At 38.9% G+C, this 20,587-nt stretch carries 18 protein-coding genes and 4 pseudogenes; 13 read left to right on the top strand and 9 right to left on the bottom strand.

Annotated features, from left to right (window positions below):
* From HMPREF1116_RS12400 to HMPREF1116_RS12465, 3 genes and pseudogenes are all read left to right on the top strand, one after another.
* Nucleotides 1-425 (top strand): annotated as a pseudogene (locus tag HMPREF1116_RS12400) (MucBP domain-containing protein); the annotation flags it as partial.
* Nucleotides 398-910 (top strand): MucBP domain-containing protein, encoded by a 513-nt coding sequence (locus HMPREF1116_RS12395; protein ID WP_007555559.1) that lies wholly within the window; start codon nucleotides 398-400, stop codon nucleotides 908-910. The pseudogene HMPREF1116_RS12400 and the gene HMPREF1116_RS12395, both read left to right, overlap by 28 nt.
* Before the next feature lie 185 nt (nucleotides 911-1,095).
* Nucleotides 1,096-1,416: an LPXTG cell wall anchor domain-containing protein gene (locus HMPREF1116_RS12465; RefSeq protein WP_001070158.1), complete on the top strand. Its 321-nt coding sequence runs from the start codon at nucleotides 1,096-1,098 to the stop codon at nucleotides 1,414-1,416.
* A gap of 807 nt (nucleotides 1,417-2,223) precedes the next feature.
* Here HMPREF1116_RS12465 and HMPREF1116_RS08730 read toward each other — a convergent pair.
* Entirely contained in the window at nucleotides 2,224-3,069 is an 846-nt protein-coding gene (locus HMPREF1116_RS08730) for a MurR/RpiR family transcriptional regulator (RefSeq protein WP_001039492.1), read from the bottom strand.
* A 196-nt stretch (nucleotides 3,070-3,265) separates the two neighbouring features.
* Between HMPREF1116_RS08730 and pbp2b the strand changes: the two genes are divergently transcribed.
* The 8 genes from pbp2b to rpsI all read left to right on the top strand — a co-directional run bounded on the left by pbp2b (nucleotide 3,266) and on the right by rpsI (nucleotide 11,005).
* Complete coding sequence (gene pbp2b, locus HMPREF1116_RS08725) at nucleotides 3,266-5,308, top strand: penicillin-binding protein PBP2B (protein ID WP_001224848.1); 2,043 nt, start codon at nucleotides 3,266-3,268, stop codon at nucleotides 5,306-5,308.
* 10 nt (nucleotides 5,309-5,318) lie between these two features.
* Nucleotides 5,319-5,915 (top strand): recombination mediator RecR, encoded by a 597-nt coding sequence (gene recR, locus HMPREF1116_RS08720; protein ID WP_000966747.1) that lies wholly within the window; start codon nucleotides 5,319-5,321, stop codon nucleotides 5,913-5,915.
* A gap of 176 nt (nucleotides 5,916-6,091) precedes the next feature.
* Nucleotides 6,092-7,135, top strand: a complete 1,044-nt coding sequence (locus HMPREF1116_RS08715; RefSeq protein WP_000814637.1) for a D-alanine--D-alanine ligase — start codon at nucleotides 6,092-6,094, stop codon at nucleotides 7,133-7,135.
* A gap of 53 nt (nucleotides 7,136-7,188) precedes the next feature.
* Complete coding sequence (locus tag HMPREF1116_RS08710) at nucleotides 7,189-8,562, top strand: UDP-N-acetylmuramoyl-tripeptide--D-alanyl-D-alanine ligase (RefSeq protein WP_000778762.1); 1,374 nt, start codon at nucleotides 7,189-7,191, stop codon at nucleotides 8,560-8,562.
* Entirely contained in the window at nucleotides 8,549-9,160 is a 612-nt protein-coding gene (locus HMPREF1116_RS08705) for an NUDIX hydrolase (RefSeq protein WP_000108120.1), read from the top strand. The genes HMPREF1116_RS08710 and HMPREF1116_RS08705 overlap by 14 nt, the downstream gene beginning before the upstream one ends.
* A 120-nt stretch (nucleotides 9,161-9,280) precedes the next feature.
* The gene (locus HMPREF1116_RS08700; RefSeq protein WP_001012284.1) at nucleotides 9,281-9,988 is read left to right on the top strand and encodes a YwaF family protein; all 708 of its coding nucleotides are present in this window, start codon (nucleotides 9,281-9,283) and stop codon (nucleotides 9,986-9,988) included.
* Nucleotides 9,989-10,147: 159 nt separating this feature from the next.
* On the top strand, nucleotides 10,148-10,594 hold the full coding sequence (gene rplM / locus HMPREF1116_RS08695; protein WP_001044622.1) for a 50S ribosomal protein L13: 447 nt from the start codon (nucleotides 10,148-10,150) through the stop codon (nucleotides 10,592-10,594).
* Between the two features lie 18 nt (nucleotides 10,595-10,612).
* Complete coding sequence (gene rpsI / locus HMPREF1116_RS08690; protein WP_000075973.1) at nucleotides 10,613-11,005, top strand: 30S ribosomal protein S9; 393 nt, start codon at nucleotides 10,613-10,615, stop codon at nucleotides 11,003-11,005.
* Nucleotides 11,006-11,114: 109 nt separating this feature from the next.
* On the opposite strand, the pseudogene HMPREF1116_RS11925 reads toward rpsI, so the two are convergent.
* Together HMPREF1116_RS11925 and HMPREF1116_RS08685 are read right to left on the bottom strand one after the other, a co-directional pair.
* Nucleotides 11,115-11,338: pseudogene (locus tag HMPREF1116_RS11925) on the bottom strand (tyrosine-type recombinase/integrase); the annotation flags it as partial.
* A gap of 241 nt (nucleotides 11,339-11,579) precedes the next feature.
* Complete coding sequence (locus tag HMPREF1116_RS08685; protein ID WP_000429535.1) at nucleotides 11,580-12,188, bottom strand: DUF1269 domain-containing protein; 609 nt, start codon at nucleotides 12,186-12,188, stop codon at nucleotides 11,580-11,582.
* 350 nt (nucleotides 12,189-12,538) lie between these two features.
* On the opposite strand from HMPREF1116_RS08685, the pseudogene HMPREF1116_RS12575 reads away from it, so the two are divergent.
* Nucleotides 12,539-12,667 (top strand): annotated as a pseudogene (locus tag HMPREF1116_RS12575) (IS982 family transposase); the annotation flags it as partial.
* 18 nt (nucleotides 12,668-12,685) lie between these two features.
* A pseudogene (locus HMPREF1116_RS12380) lies at nucleotides 12,686-13,019 on the top strand (diacylglycerol/lipid kinase family protein); the annotation flags it as partial.
* A 331-nt stretch (nucleotides 13,020-13,350) separates the two neighbouring features.
* On the opposite strand, the gene HMPREF1116_RS12265 reads toward HMPREF1116_RS12380, so the two are convergent.
* From HMPREF1116_RS12265 to HMPREF1116_RS08655, 6 genes are read right to left on the bottom strand one after another with little or no spacing between them, the layout of a single operon-like run.
* On the bottom strand, nucleotides 13,351-14,568 hold the full coding sequence (locus HMPREF1116_RS12265) for a tyrosine-type recombinase/integrase (RefSeq protein WP_000512968.1): 1,218 nt from the start codon (nucleotides 14,566-14,568) through the stop codon (nucleotides 13,351-13,353).
* A gap of 10 nt (nucleotides 14,569-14,578) precedes the next feature.
* A complete protein-coding gene (locus tag HMPREF1116_RS08675) occupies nucleotides 14,579-14,851 on the bottom strand; it encodes a helix-turn-helix domain-containing protein (protein ID WP_000960973.1) in 273 nt (90 codons plus the stop codon).
* A gap of 12 nt (nucleotides 14,852-14,863) precedes the next feature.
* The gene (locus tag HMPREF1116_RS08670; protein ID WP_000734465.1) at nucleotides 14,864-15,964 is read right to left on the bottom strand and encodes a CHAP domain-containing protein; all 1,101 of its coding nucleotides are present in this window, start codon (nucleotides 15,962-15,964) and stop codon (nucleotides 14,864-14,866) included.
* 18 nt (nucleotides 15,965-15,982) lie between these two features.
* Complete coding sequence (locus tag HMPREF1116_RS08665) at nucleotides 15,983-16,207, bottom strand: hypothetical protein (RefSeq protein ID WP_001022027.1); 225 nt, start codon at nucleotides 16,205-16,207, stop codon at nucleotides 15,983-15,985.
* Nucleotides 16,197-18,068 carry a hypothetical protein gene (locus HMPREF1116_RS08660; protein WP_001154544.1) on the bottom strand — a complete coding sequence of 624 codons (1,872 nt, stop codon included), beginning with the start codon at nucleotides 18,066-18,068 and terminating at the stop codon, nucleotides 16,197-16,199. Before HMPREF1116_RS08660 ends, HMPREF1116_RS08665 begins: the two co-directional genes overlap by 11 nt.
* An 11-nt stretch (nucleotides 18,069-18,079) precedes the next feature.
* Nucleotides 18,080-20,584 (bottom strand): ATP-binding protein, encoded by a 2,505-nt coding sequence (locus tag HMPREF1116_RS08655; protein ID WP_000022521.1) that lies wholly within the window; start codon nucleotides 20,582-20,584, stop codon nucleotides 18,080-18,082.
* Nucleotides 20,585-20,587: the final 3 nt, after the last annotated feature.

The raw sequence follows: 20,587 nt of genomic DNA, 5'->3' as shown, positions 1-20,587 counted from the left end.
CAGATGTGACTGACGAAGATGCTCAACCAGTAGACAAAGACTACGATACAGTCGTAGACAACCGTCCACAAGAGATTGAATTCGAAGGTAGGACTTATGAATTGGTCCCAGCTGGTAACTACACAGTAGGTGAAGTAGATGACGAAGGTCACCTCAAGTCAACAGACGCAACAACTGGTAAGGTTATCGAAGGTGATAAGAATGTAACCTATGTATACAAACTTAAAGAAGAGCCAGTAGCACCTAAGGGTAACGTTTACGTTCACTATGTAGATACAGAAGGCAAGACGATCAAATCAGATGTGACTGACGAAGATGCTCAACCAGTAGACAAAGACTACGATACAGTCGTAGACAACCGTCCACAAGAGATTGAATTCGAAGGTAGACTTATGAATTGGTCCCAGCTGGTAACTACACAGTAGGTGAAGTAGATGACGAAGGTCACCTCAAGTCAACAGACCCAACAACAGGTAAAGTCATCGAAGGTGATAAGAATGTAACCTATGTTTACAAACTTAAAGAAACACCAGCTGAGCCTAAGGGTAACGTTTATGTTCATTACGTAGATACAGAAGGCAAGACAATCAAGTCAGATGTGACTGACGAAGATGCTCAACCAGTAGACAAAGACTACGATACAGTTGTAGACAACCGTCCACAAGAGATTGAATTCGAAGGTAAGACTTATGAATTGGTCCCAGCAGGAAACTACACAGTAGGTGAAGTAGACGACGAAGGTCACTTGAAGTCAACAGACCCAACAACTGGTAAGGTTATCGAAGGTGATAAGAATGTAACATATGTGTACAAACTTAAAGAAACTCCAGATAAGCCTGTAGAGCCAACTCCAGATAAGCCTGTAGACCAACTCCAGACAACCTGTAGAGCCAACTCCAGAAACCTGTAGACCAACTCCAGACAAGCCTGTAGAGCCAACTCCAGACAACCTGTAGAGCCAACTCCAGACAACCTGTAGAACCAACTCCAGATAAGCCTGTAGAGCCAACTCCAGATAAGCCTGTAGAGCCAACTCCAGACAAACCTGTAGAGCCAACTCCAGATAAGCCTCTGGATCCAACACCAGGTAAACCGGTGAACCCAACACCAGGTAAACCAGTGGATCCAACACCAGGTAAACCAGTGAATCCAACGCCAGGTAAGCCAGTGGATCCAACACCAGGTAAACCGGTGAACCCAACACCAGGTAAGCCAGTGGATCCAACACCAGGTAAACCGGTGAACCCAACACCAGATAAACCAGTTTCGGAACAACCAGCTAATCCAACATCGGCTAAGGAACAACTTCCAAATACTGGTGAAACTACATCTGCAGGATCAACTGTACTCGGAGTAGTTGCAGGACTTGTAGGATTGGCAGCACTTGGACGTCGTAAGAAGGAAGACGAAAAATAGTCATCTTTCTTAGGAGAGTAATGTTACTTTGTTTAAAATAACGACTCACATTGACGATCAAATCTGGCTTTAAGTCATAGAAAAGAGTGGCTATCCCCCACTTTGGGGATAACATTTAGAAAATCTTTTCAACATAAAACGCATAATATCAAGGTTTTTGAATATCTGATATTATGCGTTTTTCTGATTTTAAAGATCTTTACCCAGCCTCTTTTTATGCATTTGGAAAACAAAAAGTCTTTCTATGAGATAAAGTTCCTCATAAATCACAACAAATGGAAGAACCCAAAGAAAGTGTTTAGTAGAGTGGGAGTTCTCTTTTTATCAGACTAGAGTTGATGTTTGGTAAGTTTTATTTTCGATAGGTGAGTCGAATACTATGAATTTCCGACATTGAAAATTTTGGGAATGGCGTTTCTTTAGATGAAGTAAGGTGATAGGTTTGACTTGCTCAAGTTTAAGGGGGATTGAATTTTTGAAAAACTCTTTAATCATCTTTTAAGAATATACTCATAAGGGAGAAGTATAATGAGGTTTATCTCAATCTATATGTATTATAAATTTCAAACATAGGTAATATCTTACTGCGGGGCTGTTTTATCTATCATTACAAATCTCTATAATCCCTACAGTTTTTAAACCAACTAACTATAGAACTTTAGAGACTTATAGAGACTTTTTATAGAAGGTAGCAGGTGTAGAGTTCTATGTGCATAAGTCATTAGTTATAGGACTTGAGCAAACTAAAAACCAGCGACTTTAATCGCTGGTTGCTGATGTGATTGTTCACTTGAAAGGGATGGAGGCTTATCTAGACCTTCTATTTCTACGATAGCCATTTAGTTTTTTATTTTCCCAATAACTGTTAAAGATTTTTTCTTTACTTTCACGATCAATTTCTAGGAAATAAGCATAGAGTAGATCGATTAAGATCAACATAGGAAGTTGGGCAGAAATGCGTTGGATATAGGAAGCCTGACTCTGGCTTGCTACCAGTACAGTTTCTGTAAATGCCTGAGTTTCCTTGCTAGGCGTACTAGTAAAAAGAACAGTTTTAGCCCCCATATCTTGAGCGTCTAGTAGACTGTCAATGATGGATGGAGTTGTTCCTGAAAGGGAGAAACCAAAGACCAAACATTTTTCATCGATGATACTTGTTGTCCAGGCGAAACCGTCTGGATCTATCAAAGCCTCACAAACGACTCCAAGTCTCATGAAACGCAATTTCATCTCACGTGCAACGAGGCCAGAACTTCCAGTCCCAAAAAAATAGACGCGTTCTGATTGATCAATCATTTGGGCAATGCGCTCCAGTTGGTCATCATCAATCAATTCTTGTGTCATTTCTCGGATATTTGTATAGCTTCTCAAGACTCTTTGTGTCAAAGGATTCATATCCTGTTGTGGAACGGAAAGGGTATCCTTTTGTTGCTGGTATTTGAAAATAAATTCCCGATAACCTGTAAAGCCACATTTTTTGGCAAAACGAGTGAGAGCCGCCTGAGAAATATGAAGTTTTTGAGTGACCTGCTGAGAAGACAAGTCATCATGAATGGTATCTGCCTGCAAAAAATAGCGGGCAATCTCTTGCTCTAAATCGGTCATTTCTTCAAAGTGAAGATCAATAATCGTAGAGATGTCTGGCTTGTTCATGGGACTCCTTTGTAGTTATTTGTTAAACATTATTTGTCAATAAAACCTAACAAATAAAATAGCGCTTACTTCTATTATACCACAGTTGCTTTGTTTTTGGGATAAAAAGGAAAAGTCTTTTCTTTTTCCATAATTTTCTCTTCAAATTATGGTACAATGGAAATTGAGATTTTGATTAGAAATGAGACTGATTTGTATGAGAAAATTCAATAGCCATTCGATACCGATTCGGCTTAATTTATTGTTTGCAATCGTTATTTTGCTTTTCATGACCATCATTGGTCGTTTGCTCTATATGCAAGTTTTGAACAAGGATTTTTATGAAGCTAAGTTAGCATCTGCTAGCCAAACTAGGGTAACAACGGGCTCTGCTCGTGGAGAAATCTATGACGCGGCTGGAAAACCCTTGGTAGAAAATACCGTTAAACAAGTAGTAGCTTTCACACGAAGCAATAAGATGACAGCTACTGATTTAAAGGATATTTCCACTAAACTCTTAACGTATGTAACAGTTACCTCGCCAGATTTGACAGAACGTCAAATGGCTGATTATTATCTAGCAGATCCAGCTGTCTATAAAAAAACGGTAGAGGCTCTTCCTAAGGATAAACGTTTTGATTCTGATGGAAATCAACTATCTGAAGCTCAACTTTATAACAATGCTGCTGAGAGTATCACTTCTGATCAACTGAACTATTCAGAGGATGAAAAGAAGGTTATCTACCTCTTTAACCAGCTCAATGCAGTTGGTAATTTTGCGACAGGAAATATTCAAACCGATCCATTAAGTGACACACAGGTGGCCATCATTGCTTCAGCTTCCAAGGAATTACCTGGTATTAGCATTTCAACTTCGTGGGATAGAAAGGTTTTAGAAACATCTCTCTCATCTATCGTTGGAAGTGTCTCTAGTGAGAAATCAGGTCTTCCAGCTGAGGATGTGGATGCTTATTTGCAAAAAGGCTATTCACTTAATGACCGTGTTGGAACTTCTTATCTAGAAAAACAATACGAAGAAGTTCTACAAGGGAAGCGCACCGTAAAAGAAATCCATCTCGATAAATATGGTGATATGGAGAGTGTGGAAAATGTCGAAGAAGGAAGCAAGGGCAAAAACATTAAATTGACCATTGATTTGACCTTCCAAGACAGTGTGGATAATCTTCTGAAAAGTTACTTCAGTTCGGAACTATCAAATGGTGGAGCAAAATATTCTGAAGGTGTCTATGCAGTAGCGCTCAATCCTAAGACTGGTGCTGTGTTAGCTATGTCAGGAATTAAACATAATCTGGAAACGGGTGACTTAACCTCAGACTCGCTGGGGACTGTGACCAATGTCTTTGTTCCAGGTTCTGTCGTTAAAGCGGCTACCATCAGCTCGGGATGGGAAAATGGTGTTTTAAAAGGGAACCAGACCTTGACAGACCAGCCAATCGTTTTCCAAGGATCCCCAGCTATCAATTCTTGGTATACTCTTGCTTACGGTTCCTTCCCGATTACAGCAGTCGAGGCTTTGGAATACTCATCCAATACCTATATGATTCAAACTGCCCTAGGAATGATGGGCCAAACCTATCAACCGGATATGACAGTTAAGACCGACCAACTAGAGTCTGCCATGGGAAAACTACGCGCAACTTTTGGTGAGTATGGTTTGGGTGCTGCTACAGGGATTGATTTGCCAGAGGAATCAACAGGATTTATTCCTAAAAACTTTGACTTGGCTAATTATCTGTACAATGCTTTTGGACAGTTTGATAACTACACACCAATGCAGTTGGCCCAGTATGTAGCAACAATCGCTAATAATGGTGTTCGCCTGGCTCCTCATATCGTAGAAGGAGTCTATGATAATAATGAGCAAGGTGGTCTAGGAAATTTGATTCAGCAAACAACTAGCACCGAAATGAATAAAATCAATATTTCTGAGTCAGATATGGCCATCCTACAAAAAGGATTTTACCAAGTGTCGCACGGAACAAGTGCTCTTACGACAGGTCGTCCTCTTCTAGATGGGGCAACTGTCTCTATCAGTGGTAAGACGGGTACAGCCGAAAGTTATGTAGCCGATGGTCAAAAGGCTACCAATACCAATGCGGTTGCCTATGCTCCGTCAGATAACCCTCAGATTGCAGTTGCAGTTGTCTTTCCGCATAATACCAATCTCAGCAATACGATCGGACCTTCAATTGCCCGAGACATTATCAATTTGTACAACCAACACCATCCAATGAACTAGAAAGGAAGCCATGCTTTACCCAACACCTATTGCTAAGTTGATTGACAGCTATTCTAAACTTCCAGGTATCGGGATTAAGACAGCAACCCGACTGGCCTTTTATACCATTGGGATGTCTGATGACGACGTCAATGAATTTGCTAAAAATCTCCTTGCAGCTAAACGAGAATTGACCTATTGTTCAATCTGCGGACGTTTGACGGATGATGATCCTTGTTCCATCTGTACCGATCCTAGTCGAGATCAGTCAACGATTCTGGTTCTGGAGGATAGCCGCGATGTCGCTGCTATGGAAAATATCCAAGAATACCACGGACTATATCATGTCTTGCACGGTTTGATTTCCCCTATGAATGGGATTAGCCCAGATGACATCAATCTCAAGAGTCTCATGACGCGTCTTATGGATAGCGAGGTTTCAGAGGTCATCGTCGCGACCAATGCCACTGCTGATGGTGAGGCGACTTCTATGTATATCTCTCGACTTCTTAAACCTGCAGGAATCAAGGTTACTCGTCTAGCACGAGGTCTAGCGGTGGGAGCTGATATCGAGTATGCAGATGAAGTAACACTCTTAAGAGCCATCGAAAATCGTACAGAACTCTAGTCTGTAAGGTTAAGGATAGATGCAATGAACTAGCAGACAATCATTTAAAAGGACAAAGAGGCTGAATCCTATTTTGATTCAGGCTCTTTTCTTGTTTTTTGCTGTACAAGTTTAAAAAAAATGACAAATATGATATACTAAAGGACGAGTATTCTATTAGAATTGGAACAAATCATATGAAACAAACAATTATTCTATTATATGGTGGACGCAGTGCAGAACGTGAAGTGTCTGTCTTGTCAGCTGAGAGTGTCATGCGTGCGGTTAACTATGATCGTTTCGCAGTAAAAACCTTCTTTATCAGCCAGTCTGGAGACTTTATCAAAACCCAAGAATTTACCCAAACTCCTGGACAAGACGAACGTCTCATGACCAATGAAACGATCGATTGGGACAAGAAAATTGCTCCAAGTGCTATCTACGAAGAAGGAGCGGTTGTTTTTCCAGTTCTTCATGGACCTATGGGAGAAGATGGTTCCGTTCAAGGTTTCTTAGAAGTCTTGAAAATGCCTTATGTTGGTTGCAACATCTTGTCTTCAAGCCTTGCTATGGACAAAATCACGACTAAACGTGTCTTGGAATCTGCTGGGATTGCCCAAGTTCCTTACGTAGGGATTGTTGAAGGGGATGACTTGGCTTCTAAGATTGCAGAAGTTGAGGAAAAATTAAGTTACCCAGTCTTTACCAAACCATCCAATATGGGTTCTAGTGTTGGTATTTCTAAGTCTGAAAATAAAGAGGAACTTCGCCAAGCTTTAGAGCTTGCCTTCAAGTACGATAGTCGTGTATTAGTGGAGCAGGGTGTAAATGCGCGTGAAATCGAGGTTGGTCTCTTAGGGAACTATGATGTCAAGAGCACTCTTCCTGGTGAAGTTGTCAAAGACGTAGCCTTCTATGACTATGATGCCAAGTATATCGATAACAAGATCACCATGGATATCCCGGCTAAGATTAGCGATGATGTAATAGCTCTTATGCGTAAAAATGCCGAAACTGCCTTCCGTGCTATCGGTGGACTTGGATTGTCGCGTTGCGACTTCTTCTATACAGATAAGGGAGAAGTCTTCCTAAATGAGTTAAATACCATGCCAGGCTTCACTCAATGGTCTATGTATCCCTTGCTTTGGGACAATATGGGAATTTCTTATCCAGAATTAATCGAACGTTTGGTTAATCTTGCTAAAGAGAGCTTTAACAAGCGTGAAGCGCACCTATTATAAAGATAGCTATAAGGGCGGGGCAAGACTCCCTGCCCCTTTTTAAAGGAGTAAACATGAAACTTACGATTCACGAAGTTGCGCGTGTTGTCAGTGCAAAAAATGATGTGACAAGCTATGCGGACAGCCCGTTAGTCAAGACAGAGTTTGATAGTCGCTTGATTGGAGCTGGGGATCTATTTGCGCCACTCAAGGGGGCGCGTGATGGACATGATTTTATTGAGACAGCCTTTGAAAATGGCGCTGCTGTAACCCTGTCAGAGAAGGAAGTGGCAAATCATCCATACATTTTAGTAGATGATGTTTTGACAGCCTTTCAAGCTCTTGCAGCTTATTACCTTCAAAAAACAGGTGTCGATGTCTTAGCTGTTACAGGTTCGAACGGTAAGACTACTACCAAAGATATGTTGGCCCATTTGCTTTCTGCAAGCTACAAAACCTACAAAACGCAAGGAAATTACAATAACGAGATTGGACTGCCTTATACAGTTCTCCATATGCCGGATGATACTGAAAAGTTGGTCTTGGAGATGGGACAGGATCACTTGGGAGATATCCATCTTTTGTCTGAATTGGCTCATCCAAAGACAGCTATTGTGACCTTGGTTGGAGAAGCTCATTTGGCCTTCTTTAAGAACCGTTCAGAGATTGCCAAAGGGAAATTGCAAATCGCTGATGGTATGGAGAAAGGGGGCTTGCTTTTAGCACCAGCTGATCCCATTGTAGAGGATTATCTACCTACTGACAAAAAAGTGGTTCGCTTTGGCCTAGGTGCAGAACTAGAAATTACAGACTTAATCGAGCGTAAGGATAGCTTGACTTTCAAGGCTAATTTCTTGGAGCAGGCTCTTGACTTGCCAGTAACAGGTAAGTACAATGCGACCAATGCCATGATTGCATCTTATGTTGCCCTGCAAGAAGGAGTGACTGAGGAGCAGATTGGTCAAGCCTTCCAAAATCTAGAATTGACCCGCAATCGTACCGAGTGGAAAAAAGCTGCCAATGGGGCAGATATCTTATCAGATGTCTACAATGCCAATCCAACTGCCATGAAGTTGATTTTAGAAACATTTTCAGCTATCCCGGCCAATGAAGGTGGCAAGAAAATCGCAGTTCTGGCGGATATGAAGGAACTTGGAGACCAGTCTGTTCAACTCCACAATCAAATGATTTTGAGCATTACACCCGATGTCCTTGATACCGTAATTTTCTACGGTGAAGACATTGCTGATTTGGCTCAACTAGCTAGTCAAATGTTCCCAATCGGTCATGTTTACTACTTCAAGAAAACAGCTGAGGAAGACCAGTTTGAAGCCATGGTTAAGCAGGTCAAGGAAAGTCTTGGCGCACATGACCAGATTCTGGTTAAAGGTTCCAACTCTATGAATCTAGCCAAGCTAGTAGAAAGCCTAGAAAATGAGCACAACTGATTTCGCCAAAGCTATTCAGAGAATGTTAGCTATCACTGATACTGGGTTGACCTATTCCAAGGATCCTTATGACCGTGAACGTTATGAGGATTTACGTCAGATTTTATGGAGTGTCTTGCAGGATCAAACAGAGCTTGATCAAGAGGAATTGACTGCAATTTTAAAACCAACAGGTAGCTATGCAACTCCCTTGATGGATGTAAGGGCATGGATTGTTCAAAATCAGAAGATTTGTTTGGTTAGAGGGCAAGGAGAGGATACTTGGGCCTTACCTGGTGGCTTTGGCGAGGTAGGATATTCTCCCAAGGAAAATATCCGAAAAGAAGTTCAGGAAGAAACAGGCTTTTCTGCAGAAGTAGGCTCTTTATTGGCAGTTTTTGATACCAATCGCTTTCAACTTCAGAACAAGCAGTATGCCAAGTTCGTCTTTGACTGTCAGTTATTGGATGGACAATTTCAAGAAAATCAAGAAATTGCAGAACTTGAATTTTTTGATATCAAGAGTCTTCCTCCCCTATCTGAAAAACGAATAACCAAAGAACAAATGGAAATTCTATGGCAGGTCTATCAGGGTGAGCGGGAACAATATGTCGATTAGAAGCTTTGTTTTATATTAAGATCGACAGTTTCTTTTACACAAAAATATAAGAAATAAATGTAAGCTAGGCTCTATAAAAATCAGTAAGAGATTGGCTTATATGAAAATGAGGAAAGTTACATGAATTTTTGGGATGCTTTATTTAGCACGCAGCCGACGGAGCCACCCCAATTTGACCTTCTTTGGTATGGAAGTCTATTTGCCTTATTAGCATTGACTGTATTTCTTGCCTACCGTTATGGTGAGAAAAAAGTCTGTCAACGATTTTTCCAGATTTTACAGGCGGTACAGCTAATCCTGCTCTACGGATGGTATTTGGTTAATCAGATGCCTTTAACAGAAAGTCTACCCTTTTATCATTGCCGTTTGGCTATGTTTGTAGTGCTTTTGACTCCGGGTGTCTCTAGAGTCAAGCAGTATTTTGCTGTATTGGGAACCTTTGGAACTTTGGCAGCTTTTATTTATCCAGTGCCAGATCCCTATCCCTTCCCCCACATTGCCATCCTGTCCTTTATTTTCGGACACTTAGCTCTCTTTGGAAATTCCTTGATTTATCTCTTGAAGGATTACGATGCTAGTTTACTGGATTTCAAACGAATCCTAATTATCACGTCTTCGCTCAATGCCTTGATTTTCATGGTCAATTTAGTAACAGGTGGAGATTATGGATTTTTGACAAGACCACCATTGGTTGGAGACCACGGTCGTTTGATCAATTATCTAGTGGTAACGCTATTCTTGACTTGCGCTATTTACTTAGTCTCTAAAATTTTTCAGATAATCCTTCAGGAGCAGGCAGAAAAAAGGTTGAAAATCTGGCAGAAATAAAAAAATATTTTCCCAATCTCTTGACTTTTATCTGAGAATTTTGATACAATAGTAGACGGTATTGTTTACCCCATTTGTAAGGCCCCGGAACCTTTCAAATAACTTGCGGACCGGAACATCCGCCCTGTAAACAAAAACGATATTCATATAGGAGAAATCATGAACAAAACTACATTCATGGCTAAACCAGGCCAAGTAGAACGCAAATGGTACGTTGTTGACGCAACTGATGTACCTCTTGGACGCCTTTCAGCAGTTGTTGCTAGCGTACTTCGCGGAAAAAACAAACCAACATTCACACCACACACTGATACGGGTGACTTCGTAATCGTTATCAATGCTGAAAAAGTTAAATTGACTGGTAAAAAAGCATCTGATAAGATCTACTACACTCACTCAAACCACCCAGGTGGATTGAAATCAATCTCTGCTGGTGAACTTCGTTCTAAAAATGCAGTACGTTTGATCGAGAAATCAGTTAAAGGTATGCTTCCACACAATACTCTTGGCCGCGCTCAAGGTATGAAATTGAAAGTATTCGTTGGAGCTGAGCACACTCACGCTGCACAACAACCAGAAGTTCTTGATATTTCAGGACTTATCTAAGGAAAGGAACAATAAAGTATGTCACAAGCACAATATGCAGGTACTGGACGTCGTAAAAACGCTGTTGCACGCGTTCGCCTTGTTCCAGGAACTGGTAAAATCACTGTTAACAAAAAAGATGTTGAAGAGTACATCCCACACGCTGACCTTCGTCTTGTTATCAACCAACCATTCGCAGTTACTTCAACTGTAGGTTCATACGACGTTTTCGTTAACGTTGTAGGTGGTGGATACGCTGGTCAATCAGGAGCTATCCGTCACGGTATCGCTCGTGCCCTTCTTCAAGTAGACCCAGACTTCCGCGATTCATTGAAACGCGCAGGACTTCTTACTCGTGACTCACGTAAAGTTGAACGTAAGAAACCAGGTCTTAAGAAAGCTCGTAAAGCATCACAATTCTCAAAACGTTAATCAATACGATTATATCAACGTTTACAGACATTCAAGAATTATTTCTTGGATGTCTTTTTTGTTTCAAAAAATCAAAGTTCACCCCAAAATTCACCCCATATTCACCCCATCAATTTTTTAAACTACGAAAAGCAATATCACCTACAGTCTGATTGACTTTATCTTTGATATTAACGTAAGTTTTTGTAATCTCTTTATCACTATGAGTAAGAGCTTCTGAGAAGGCTTCAAGAGAAACCCCAGCTTGTTTTGCGAGTGTCGCACCAGTATGTCTTAGTTGTGTGGGGAAGCTGGTGCTAGTTCAGGGTGCCTGCGTCTGACTGATTTCATCTTGATAAAACTTAAAATCTTTCTAATTATAACAAAGCATAGTCAAAAAGCTATGACCTCTATATTCACAAAAAAATCCAGACCAATACTAGTCCAGATTTCTTGTCTATTAAACACTCTTTTCAAAGAATGGAAGAACGGCTGTAACGGATTTGTCAACGCAATTATTTAACTGTGAGAATCCGACGCACATAAATTTTAAATGGTGTCTCAGTCACATTTAAATTTATGAGACGCTTAGACGTTAGGCTTTCAATTTATCAAATTTTGATTTGATGTTTGCCTTGAACTCTTCAAGTTTGGCCTTGCGATCTGCTTTACGTTCAGCCTTCATTTGCGCACGCGCTTGGTTGTAGAGGTCTTCTTGGACTTGCAGGGCTGCTTCAACTTCAGCTACGACGGTTGCTACATCCCAACGCACGATTTGGGTGTCGTACTTGGTGAAGTAAGCATCGATGACTGCTTCGTTGTTTTCTTGCACCAAGGCGACAACGGCTGTTTCGCCGTCGATCAATTTTTGAGACACAACGTCAATCAAGCCAGCTTCTGCCGTATCAACGGTATCACCAGCAGCCAAACCATAGAGGCTGCCAATACCATAACCAAACAAGACGCCGATAGGACCACCCAAAAGCCCGATAACTGCACCGAGCAAGCCACCTTCTAGGGTTGCATCCGTCGTTGAATCTTCAAAGTCATAGCGTTCTTTTTCAACGATGTGACCGTTTTCATTTTTGACCAAGGCGATTTGAGCAACCTTGGTCGTCTGAGTTTGGCGGAAAGCCTTCAAATCCGCAAAGGACTGATAAGCTTCGCTTTCAGTGTTAAAGACTGAAACTACTAGGTTTTCCATAGTTAGTACCTCTTTTCTAAATATACACATTCATTATAATACAGTTTCAATCATTTTTCAATCATTTTAGTGCGACATTTTAATTGATATGTCGCGTTTATCAGCGTTAAAGAACAGTTTCAGGCAGCGGTATATCTTTGCCATATCCCAGCCCAGACACTCTGGAGACTCTGAGTGACTATCAAGAAAGATGTCCATCAGATTCTTAAAGCCTCCCGTGCAAAAAGTAAATAAATAGTGTTTTTCCTGTATGCCTGTCACACGGCTAAAAGACCGCTTGACCAAATCTTCCAGAAAATTATAGCAGATATTATGTACCAGCTCTGTGTAGCGAGTCTGATGAGCGTGCCGAATCACATCGACGCTTTTATAGAATCTGCCAACTGTTTCCTTATGGTCGAATCCTTGAAAGAAGTCGCTTTATTTGTCGGTCAAGACAATTAATTTGGCTGGTGCAACTGATTCGCCAAGCTATGAATAAGTAATTATTACCTTTTGAAAGCGAAAATGGCAATTATGAAGGTGAAGCTACTCAGGTCTTAGTTCTTCTATCTAATTACTATGCAGACAAAAAACTATTTGATGAAAATACAGATGAATATGGAAATATCTTGATTTTAAAGGATTCATCCATCATTTCTAAATTATCGGCTATCCCAGATTTATTAAAAAGGGGATCTAGTAGGTAACAATAATATCGAATATATCAAAGTACGCAATATTAGGATTTCTTCAGAGGTTGAGTTAGAGTCAGATGTTGATGGGGATAAGTCGGATAATCTGCCAGTAGATATAAAAATACTAGAAAACAGGCTTGAAAAAGGCTCGTAAAGCTAGCCAGTTCTCTAAACGTTAATTCGTTGCTGGACAGCAGAATACAAACGAAAACACTTTGCATCTTGCAAGGTGTTTTTTTCTATGAGAACTGGCGGTGCGCAATTAGGATAGCTCTAGCGACTTTAGTCGCATAGAGATATGCTATGCACAGTTGCCCCAAGAAAACAAGCGAAGCGATGTTTGATTGGATGGCAACCACTGCACTCAAAACGTTAATCAACACGATTATATCAACGTTTACAGACATTCAAGAATTATTTCTTGGATGTCTTTTTTTGTTCAAAAAACTAAAGTTCACCCCAAAATTCACCCCAAGTTCACACTATTACTTTTTGAGACTTCTAAAGGCTATTTCTCCTGCTGTTTGATTTACTGTTTCAGTAGTATTGACATAAGTCTTCGTTATTTGGATGTCACTATGAGTAAGTGCTTCTGAAATAGCATTTAATGATGTTCCAGCCTGTCTTGCCAGAGTTGCTCCGGTGTGTCTTAATTTGTGAGGAGATGCTGGAGGAAGTTCCGGATGTCTTCTTCGAATAGAATTCATTCGATGATTAAGATAATCAATATGAAGTGGAACGTTAATACCGTTTGTTCTATTATTGTATGTGAAAACGAATTGCTTTTCATTCTGTCTGATTCCAAACAGCTTTAGTTGCTTTTTTTGTTCTATTTTCCAATCGGTCAGGATATTCATTAGTTCTTTAGGTGCTTTAAATAGAGTTTTTTTATTTCCTTTGGTTGATTTAACATTCCCGAATTTGTCTAATGCTTGTTCAATGAGAATTTCATTTTTTTCAAAATTGATATGTTTCCATTGGAGAGCGTAGGTTTCTGATTTTCTATCTGATAAAAAGAATGTCGTATAGAACAAAGCATAATCTTTTAATTCCATTCGATCATTTTTTAGATCGTCATCAAATGCTTGTAGCCATTGTTTAAGTTCTTCCTCATTTAATGCTAGGTCTTCAAACTTTTTACTTTCTTTGAGGGCTAATTTTTTATTAGCTTTAATTCTACTGATTGTCTTTTTTACCTTATTGACTTGAATATATTCAAGCTCTTCTGCCCAGTCCAAGACAGAATTGACGTACCCTCTAATGGATTTAAAATTGGCATAAGAATTCGATAGTGGAGTAAGAAGTGACAAAACTAGTTGTTTATTTTCATTGAGATGATCAATAGAATAATTACCTAGGACTGGAAGAATTTGCAAACGGAAGAGATTTTCTGTCTGACAGACAGTTACTGCTGTAGGTGGTTTAATAGTAGCAGTGGCTTGCCCTGCTTTATAGGGTTCAAGCCAAATATCTTTGTAAAAATCTTTGAATAGGATGTCTCCTTTTCTTTGAGATAAAGTAGATGACCTTCCTAAACGTGCATTTTCAATGTCAACCGCTAACTTTATTTCTGCTTCCTTTGCTTCTCTGCGAGTTTTGAATCTTTTTTCAAATCGTTTTCCAATCCCCAGCTTTCCTTGGACGTCGTCGGGTATATATACCCTAAGCCTATAGGATCCATTTTTTGTTTTTGAAATGCCCATTTTTGCCTCCTTATGCGCTTATCTCTAATCGAGTCATCCACTGATTGATACTTTCTTTGTTAAAACGAATTGATTTTCCAATTCTAATATAAGGGAGTCCCATAGCAATCCAGATATCTAAAGTATTATTAGATACACCCAGATAATTACAAGTTTGCTTTTTATTAAGAAAAGGACTGTCTGCCCCGATATCTTCTTTAAAGTGATGGATTTCATTTTTCAAGAGAGTTGCAATCATTTGTTGAATTTCTTGAGTTTGTTCATCAGGTAATTGTACTAACATATTTTCTCCTTTCTAATGTCCCAAGACATATGTAAATTGTTTAGCTGATTCTGCATCGAATGTTCGATAGCTGACTATTCCGAGTCCCTTAAAATTCGATTCGGAAATAAGTATAGAACCATCAGATTTAACTTGCTCTACAAACGCTACATGCCCGTATACTGGATCTGCTCCAGCTTGACTTGATGAGAATGATAGTGCAGAGTGTTCTGTAGGTGTTTTAGTGGTTGAATACCCAGATTTTTCCATCCATTGATTACCGTTCCCCATGTAGGGATCGAATGTAATTCCAAGTTGTTTTGCCCTATTATAAACAAACCAGGTACACTGGCCCCAGGGATAGCTACTAGCTATGTAATTAGTCGTATCAATGGTTTGTGTGATGCTATATCCTGATGGAATTTCACTTGAGCTGACTCTGGTTCCAGTATCATTTGTTTCCTTCGGAGCTGTTGGAGTTCCTCCATGTTCATCTATATACTGATCAAGTTTTTGCATGGTTTCTGCTCTCCGTTTTCCGGAACCGCTAGTGTCTGTAAAATATACTCCACCATCTATAGAACTATTAAGAGTTCCATTCGCATACTTGAGAGCTTTATCGTCCTGTATTTTAAAGGTTTCGTTTTTGTTTCCAATAATTGTTTGCTTAGTTAAACTAACAACTGCTATATCATCATTAAAGTTCTTCGCGTTGTCTGGATTGGAGTCAAATGCACCAAAGCCAAACATATTAGCGCCAGGATTTCGTGCTACACCAGCCGTTCCTAGTGAACTTTCATTTAATGCGATTGCTACAATTCCACGAACATCTAAGTTAGACTTAGCTTCCCATTCTAAAAGTTTTCTCCCGTTAATACGGTTTCGGTCAAAGGAGATTCCTAATGTATCTAAAAAGCCGTCTAATTGTTCAGCCTTGATACCATAACGATGAACAAGGAGATTATGTGTATATGGATCTCCGTCTGACCAGTGCTCAGCATATTTGAAATCTTTTGATGTTGTGGAAGAACTATTTGCACTTCCTCCAATTACTCCCATGAAGATTATAATTACAAAGACTGGAATTATTAATGGAATGAGGAAGGACAATAGATACCATTTTAGTTTTTTCATAGAATCTCCTTTCTAATTTTAGTGTTTAATATAAGCAGTAAATAAGACAGTTCCAAATCTCCATTTAGCATCCAAAACGACAGCATGAGATATAACTTGGTCAATAATTTGTTCTTGCTCTTCCTCTAAAACAGGAAATAAAAGAAGGAAATCGACAGATCGTTTTCCTTCTCTATAAGCTTGGTAAAGTGCTTCTTCAAGAATTTTTGGGAAGGCAGTTCTTGAGTGTATTTTAATGTTCATTTAATTCTCCTCTCAGTTGATTTAGTCGTTGAGTCAGTCTATTTCGTCGTTCGATATTTGCTTTCAATTTGTTATCTCGTGTCATTGTTTTACGATAAGCACGAGTGAAAGCATTTGAACCTTGTGCTTTATACATTGACTGAGTATCTTTATATTTTTCTAATTGTTGTTCAATATTATTGATCCTATGCTGCTTGAAAGGTGAAATTCTTTCTTCCTTCAGAGTTTGAAATTCATCATTGGATGTCGGAGTAGCTGTTTGTTGGTTAGTGGAATGAACCGCTGGTTTTTGAGTGTTTTTATGAATGATTTCTATTTGAGGATCAGTTATTTCAGAAGGGTTTGGAGAAATTGGATTTTCAGTTGGTTTAGACTGCGAATTCTCTATAGGTGAAGTTGTGTCTTTTTGTGTAAAATAGGAGCCGATATTTTGGAAGTGGCTCTTGCTATTCATCACCATACCACTAGCAAATCCAGCACCTGCTAGAGTAAAGTTTCCAAGATGTTGAGCTGTCTTCAAGCTTTGAGTTGGAATTTGAGATGTAATTTCTTTTGTTTTTATGACGCCACTCTCAATCTTATTACCAATATCAGATGTTACTAATCTAGCTTTAGAACCAAGGATAAATTGAATTAATTCAGCTTTGTACTTCCAGATCAGGAAGTAGATGACACCTTTAGCAACTACCGAAACTAATAACTTAAAGACTAGACCGAGTAGAACTAAGGATGGCAGATTCTTCAAAATAGTATCAAAACTAGTGATAATCATATTTTCTACAATTTTTTCAATGTAGAAAATTAACAAGATTAATAAACTAGAGATTATTGGAAAGGCTAAACCTCCCAACATAACTTTAAGAACCCCAAAAATTAATTCTTGCATTCGAGGAATAAAAGAAATAAGAAGAACGATTGGGAATATGAGAATCATTGTTAACACTATAATTTGTGCGATTATATTTAATAATTGAATAACAATGATTGGTAGTGCTAAGACAAATGCTTCTAATACCTTAAAGATGACATAGAATGTGCGTATAAAGATAAAATCTGGCATTGCAGAGACCCAACGATTCTTTTCACCATCTTCATTAGCACCATTTCCTAATTCGTCTAGATATTGAGAACGTTCTTTTGTTTTTACAGCAGTGAAATTTCCTTTACTATCACTAGTTCCGAGCACTTTGCTATCGTCGAAATCTTCTTCTTTTCCATTTTGACTGTTTTTGTATTTTCCGTTCTCTTGGCCAGTATTTACAAAAAGATAGGCTTTATAGGAAGTTTCAGCTATATAGCTATCCGCCATAGATTCACTGACTTTTACAGATTTTCCTTTTGCATAGTCCACCTTAATACTTACAATTTTTTGTTTGACATCTTTCGAGACATTATTGATGGTATCAAGAAGATAAAGCCCTCCGGAAGTTCCAGCAATTGTACCAAAGTAACCAAATCCTAGTAGAATGACTAGACAAACATGAAGAAGTGTTTTAGCAAACGAGCCTTTAGAAAAGAAGTACTGGTAGAAGAGATAAAAACCAAGTATCAAAAGAAGTAATGCAACTAATGATTGGTCAGTAACATTCCCTTTTGTTGAACCAGTAAACCCATTCCATAGACTCTTTGCACCGTTAAAAACATAAGTTTTATATGAGCTGTAAAGGTCGATACTTTCAAGGATTCGGATGAACAAAGAGAAAAAGCCAACAACAGCATTGAGGATGAAAAAGAAGAGATTGACAAAAAGTTCATTGATGAGAACCCAAGCTCCATTAAAAGATGCATAACCCGTTGGTTCCATGTAGGATTTAAGAGAGAAGATATCCACTCCCTTGAGCTTGTCAAAAGCCTCTTGCATAGATTCACCTCCTAACTAGCGTATTTATTTTCGAGGCTTGAAGATACAGTGGCTTTCATTGGTTTCAAAAGCATATCGATATCTTCAAATAGATTGTGAATTGAAATCATATTAAGATTTCCGTAAACATCATAATAAAGACATTGACCAGAAATCATATTATCAATCCACTCTAGATTGTTTTCAGTAACTTCGAGATTTACATGTTTTAGAATATCTTCTCGCTCTGATTTTTCATAGAATGCAAAGATTGTTCCGAAACCAGTTGTATCATCATCGTTTTCTGCATCATGAACAGATTGTGTAATCAGTGCTAAAGTATTATTTTTAGAGCGTCCAATACGGCGCATATTTTTAATTACAGCTTTTCCTTCTGCGGATTTCATTAGAATCCAAGCTTCATCGAAGAACTCAATTGTATCTTCATTTTCATTTCGTTCTCCAAAGTGAGTACAGAAAGCACCAAGCGCAAACATGAGAGCTATAGAATTACGCTCATGGTCGGAGATTTTTGTGGAGTCATCTTTAGGGAGTTTGAGGTTGTTGACTTCTAAAATAGTCACTCGTGACTCATAGTCAAGGCCTTGGGTTGTTCCGTCAGAAAAAGCTAATTCTAAAATAGAATTTGTTACTATTGACGTTAGATATCTTCCTACCGAAGCAATTTCAGAAGATGAGGAATTTCTTAGAGATTCTAAAACGTGTTTGAATCCTACTTTTTCACCTGCTGCTCTACGTTCAACAATCGCATTGATTGCTTCTGTGATTGCTGTCTTCTGATCCATTGAGACATCATCCACGGCTTGTAAAAGAAATTCGAGCATGTTTTTAGAAACTTCTACGGATTGTTCCTTCTCAAGAACTATAATTGGATCTAACACTCCGTGATTAGAAGGAAGAGAGCTGTCGAGAGTCACAAAATTGAAGTTTTCAATCTGTTTCTTTCGTTCCGGATATAGTTCGGAAAAATGAGGAGAATTAATTACTTCATGATAATGATTTCTAAGTTCACGTTTTGGATCGATATAGAGTGTTTTGACATTTTGTAGAGCAACACTCAAAAAGATAATCTGAGCCAGGAAAGATTTTCCTTGTCCTGTTGCCCCTGTAATGATGATATGTGGGTTTTTAGTGATCTTACCAGCGATATCTTCTTTATTTCCGACAGTGGCATTATAGAGGACGATATTCTTTGAAGAATCAATAGCCTTTTCGATGTTATCCCAGCGTCCAATCCAGTTATCTACACGACCGATATACCAACCAATACGATTTCCTGAGGAAGTACTTGTAAAGGGCATAAGTTCAGAGAAACCTCTACATGTGACCATGTGTGTCCATGTCCGAGTTTTTTTCTGGAGAGATTCTCCATAAAGTAGTGCTTGAAAGAGGTAAGGGGCATCCTGTGAAGCTTCGCTAATTTCAACACCCATATCATCGAAGTAATTTAGAATAACTTGTCTTCTTTGACGGAGTTGATTTACGCTTGAGGCTGAAACCACAAGGTAAGCTCCGTATTCGATGATCTCTTCCTTATTACCCACCTTTCTCATGAGATCCTTTAGGGAGATGGAACCCATAATAATTTCGTCCTGTTGAACAGTATCCGTGTTTTCTGCCTCTTCCATGATGTTTCTAAAGCGAGTGTTAGAGCGCCCCATTTTCCCTTTTATTTTGTTGGAATCAATGAATTCTGCCTTTATTCGAAGTTCTACAGGGAAGTTCAATCGTTGGACAAACTCTCCTAAATGAAAACCATTGAATTGCACAGGATATTTCCCAATTGGAAGAATAGTAACAAAGGACGAACCATAAGGACTTTCGAGCTTGAGGAAACCACCTTTTAGGACTTTGATTAGAGTATCTGTAATATTGAATTGAGAACGATTAGCAAGAACTTCTTTCTTATAGTGAGGGATATAGCGAAGATATTGCATGCGTTGATAATAGAATAGTTCTTCATCTGTAAGACGTTTAGCACGAAGAGTAGATAAAGCTTGAAAGACAGTTTCTTCATCATTTTTATATTCTTCATACCAAGTCAAATTTGTTTTGAATTCATATCCAAATCCATTAGCAATTTTCTCAGAGAATTCAGTTAAGTTCTCAAGAGCTAATTCTTTTAGAGTTGCACCATTGTTTTGTTTACGTAACTTGATTCCTACAACCCAATCGTACTGATAGGGAATTTCCATCTCATCAGTTAGTCTATCAACGGTATAGAGAAGAAGTTCTTCTCCAAGTTTTCGACTATCATTCGCTAGAGCTTCAGAAAAGTCTCGCAATTTTTCTTCTAAGAGGTAATCTTTTGGGATTAGTGAAATCTCAAAGTGCTTATTTTTCTTTAGTTTCTTCATGATTTGAGAAACTGTTATCTTGTGTTTTTCTTTTTTATATTCATCCGTAATAGTGATTGGAGTATTAGGAACGCGATAGTAAGCAACAACAGATTGATCACCTTTGAGAGCTAGATTTTCATTGGTTGCTTTAATTGGGTAAGTTAAGATAATACTCATAAA

Source organism: Streptococcus sp. SK140 (assembly GCF_000259525.1).
In the GTDB taxonomy this organism is placed as follows: domain Bacteria; phylum Bacillota; class Bacilli; order Lactobacillales; family Streptococcaceae; genus Streptococcus.
The sequence above is the reverse complement of the archived record's forward strand: the minus strand, read 5'-3'. Positions and strand labels throughout refer to the sequence as shown.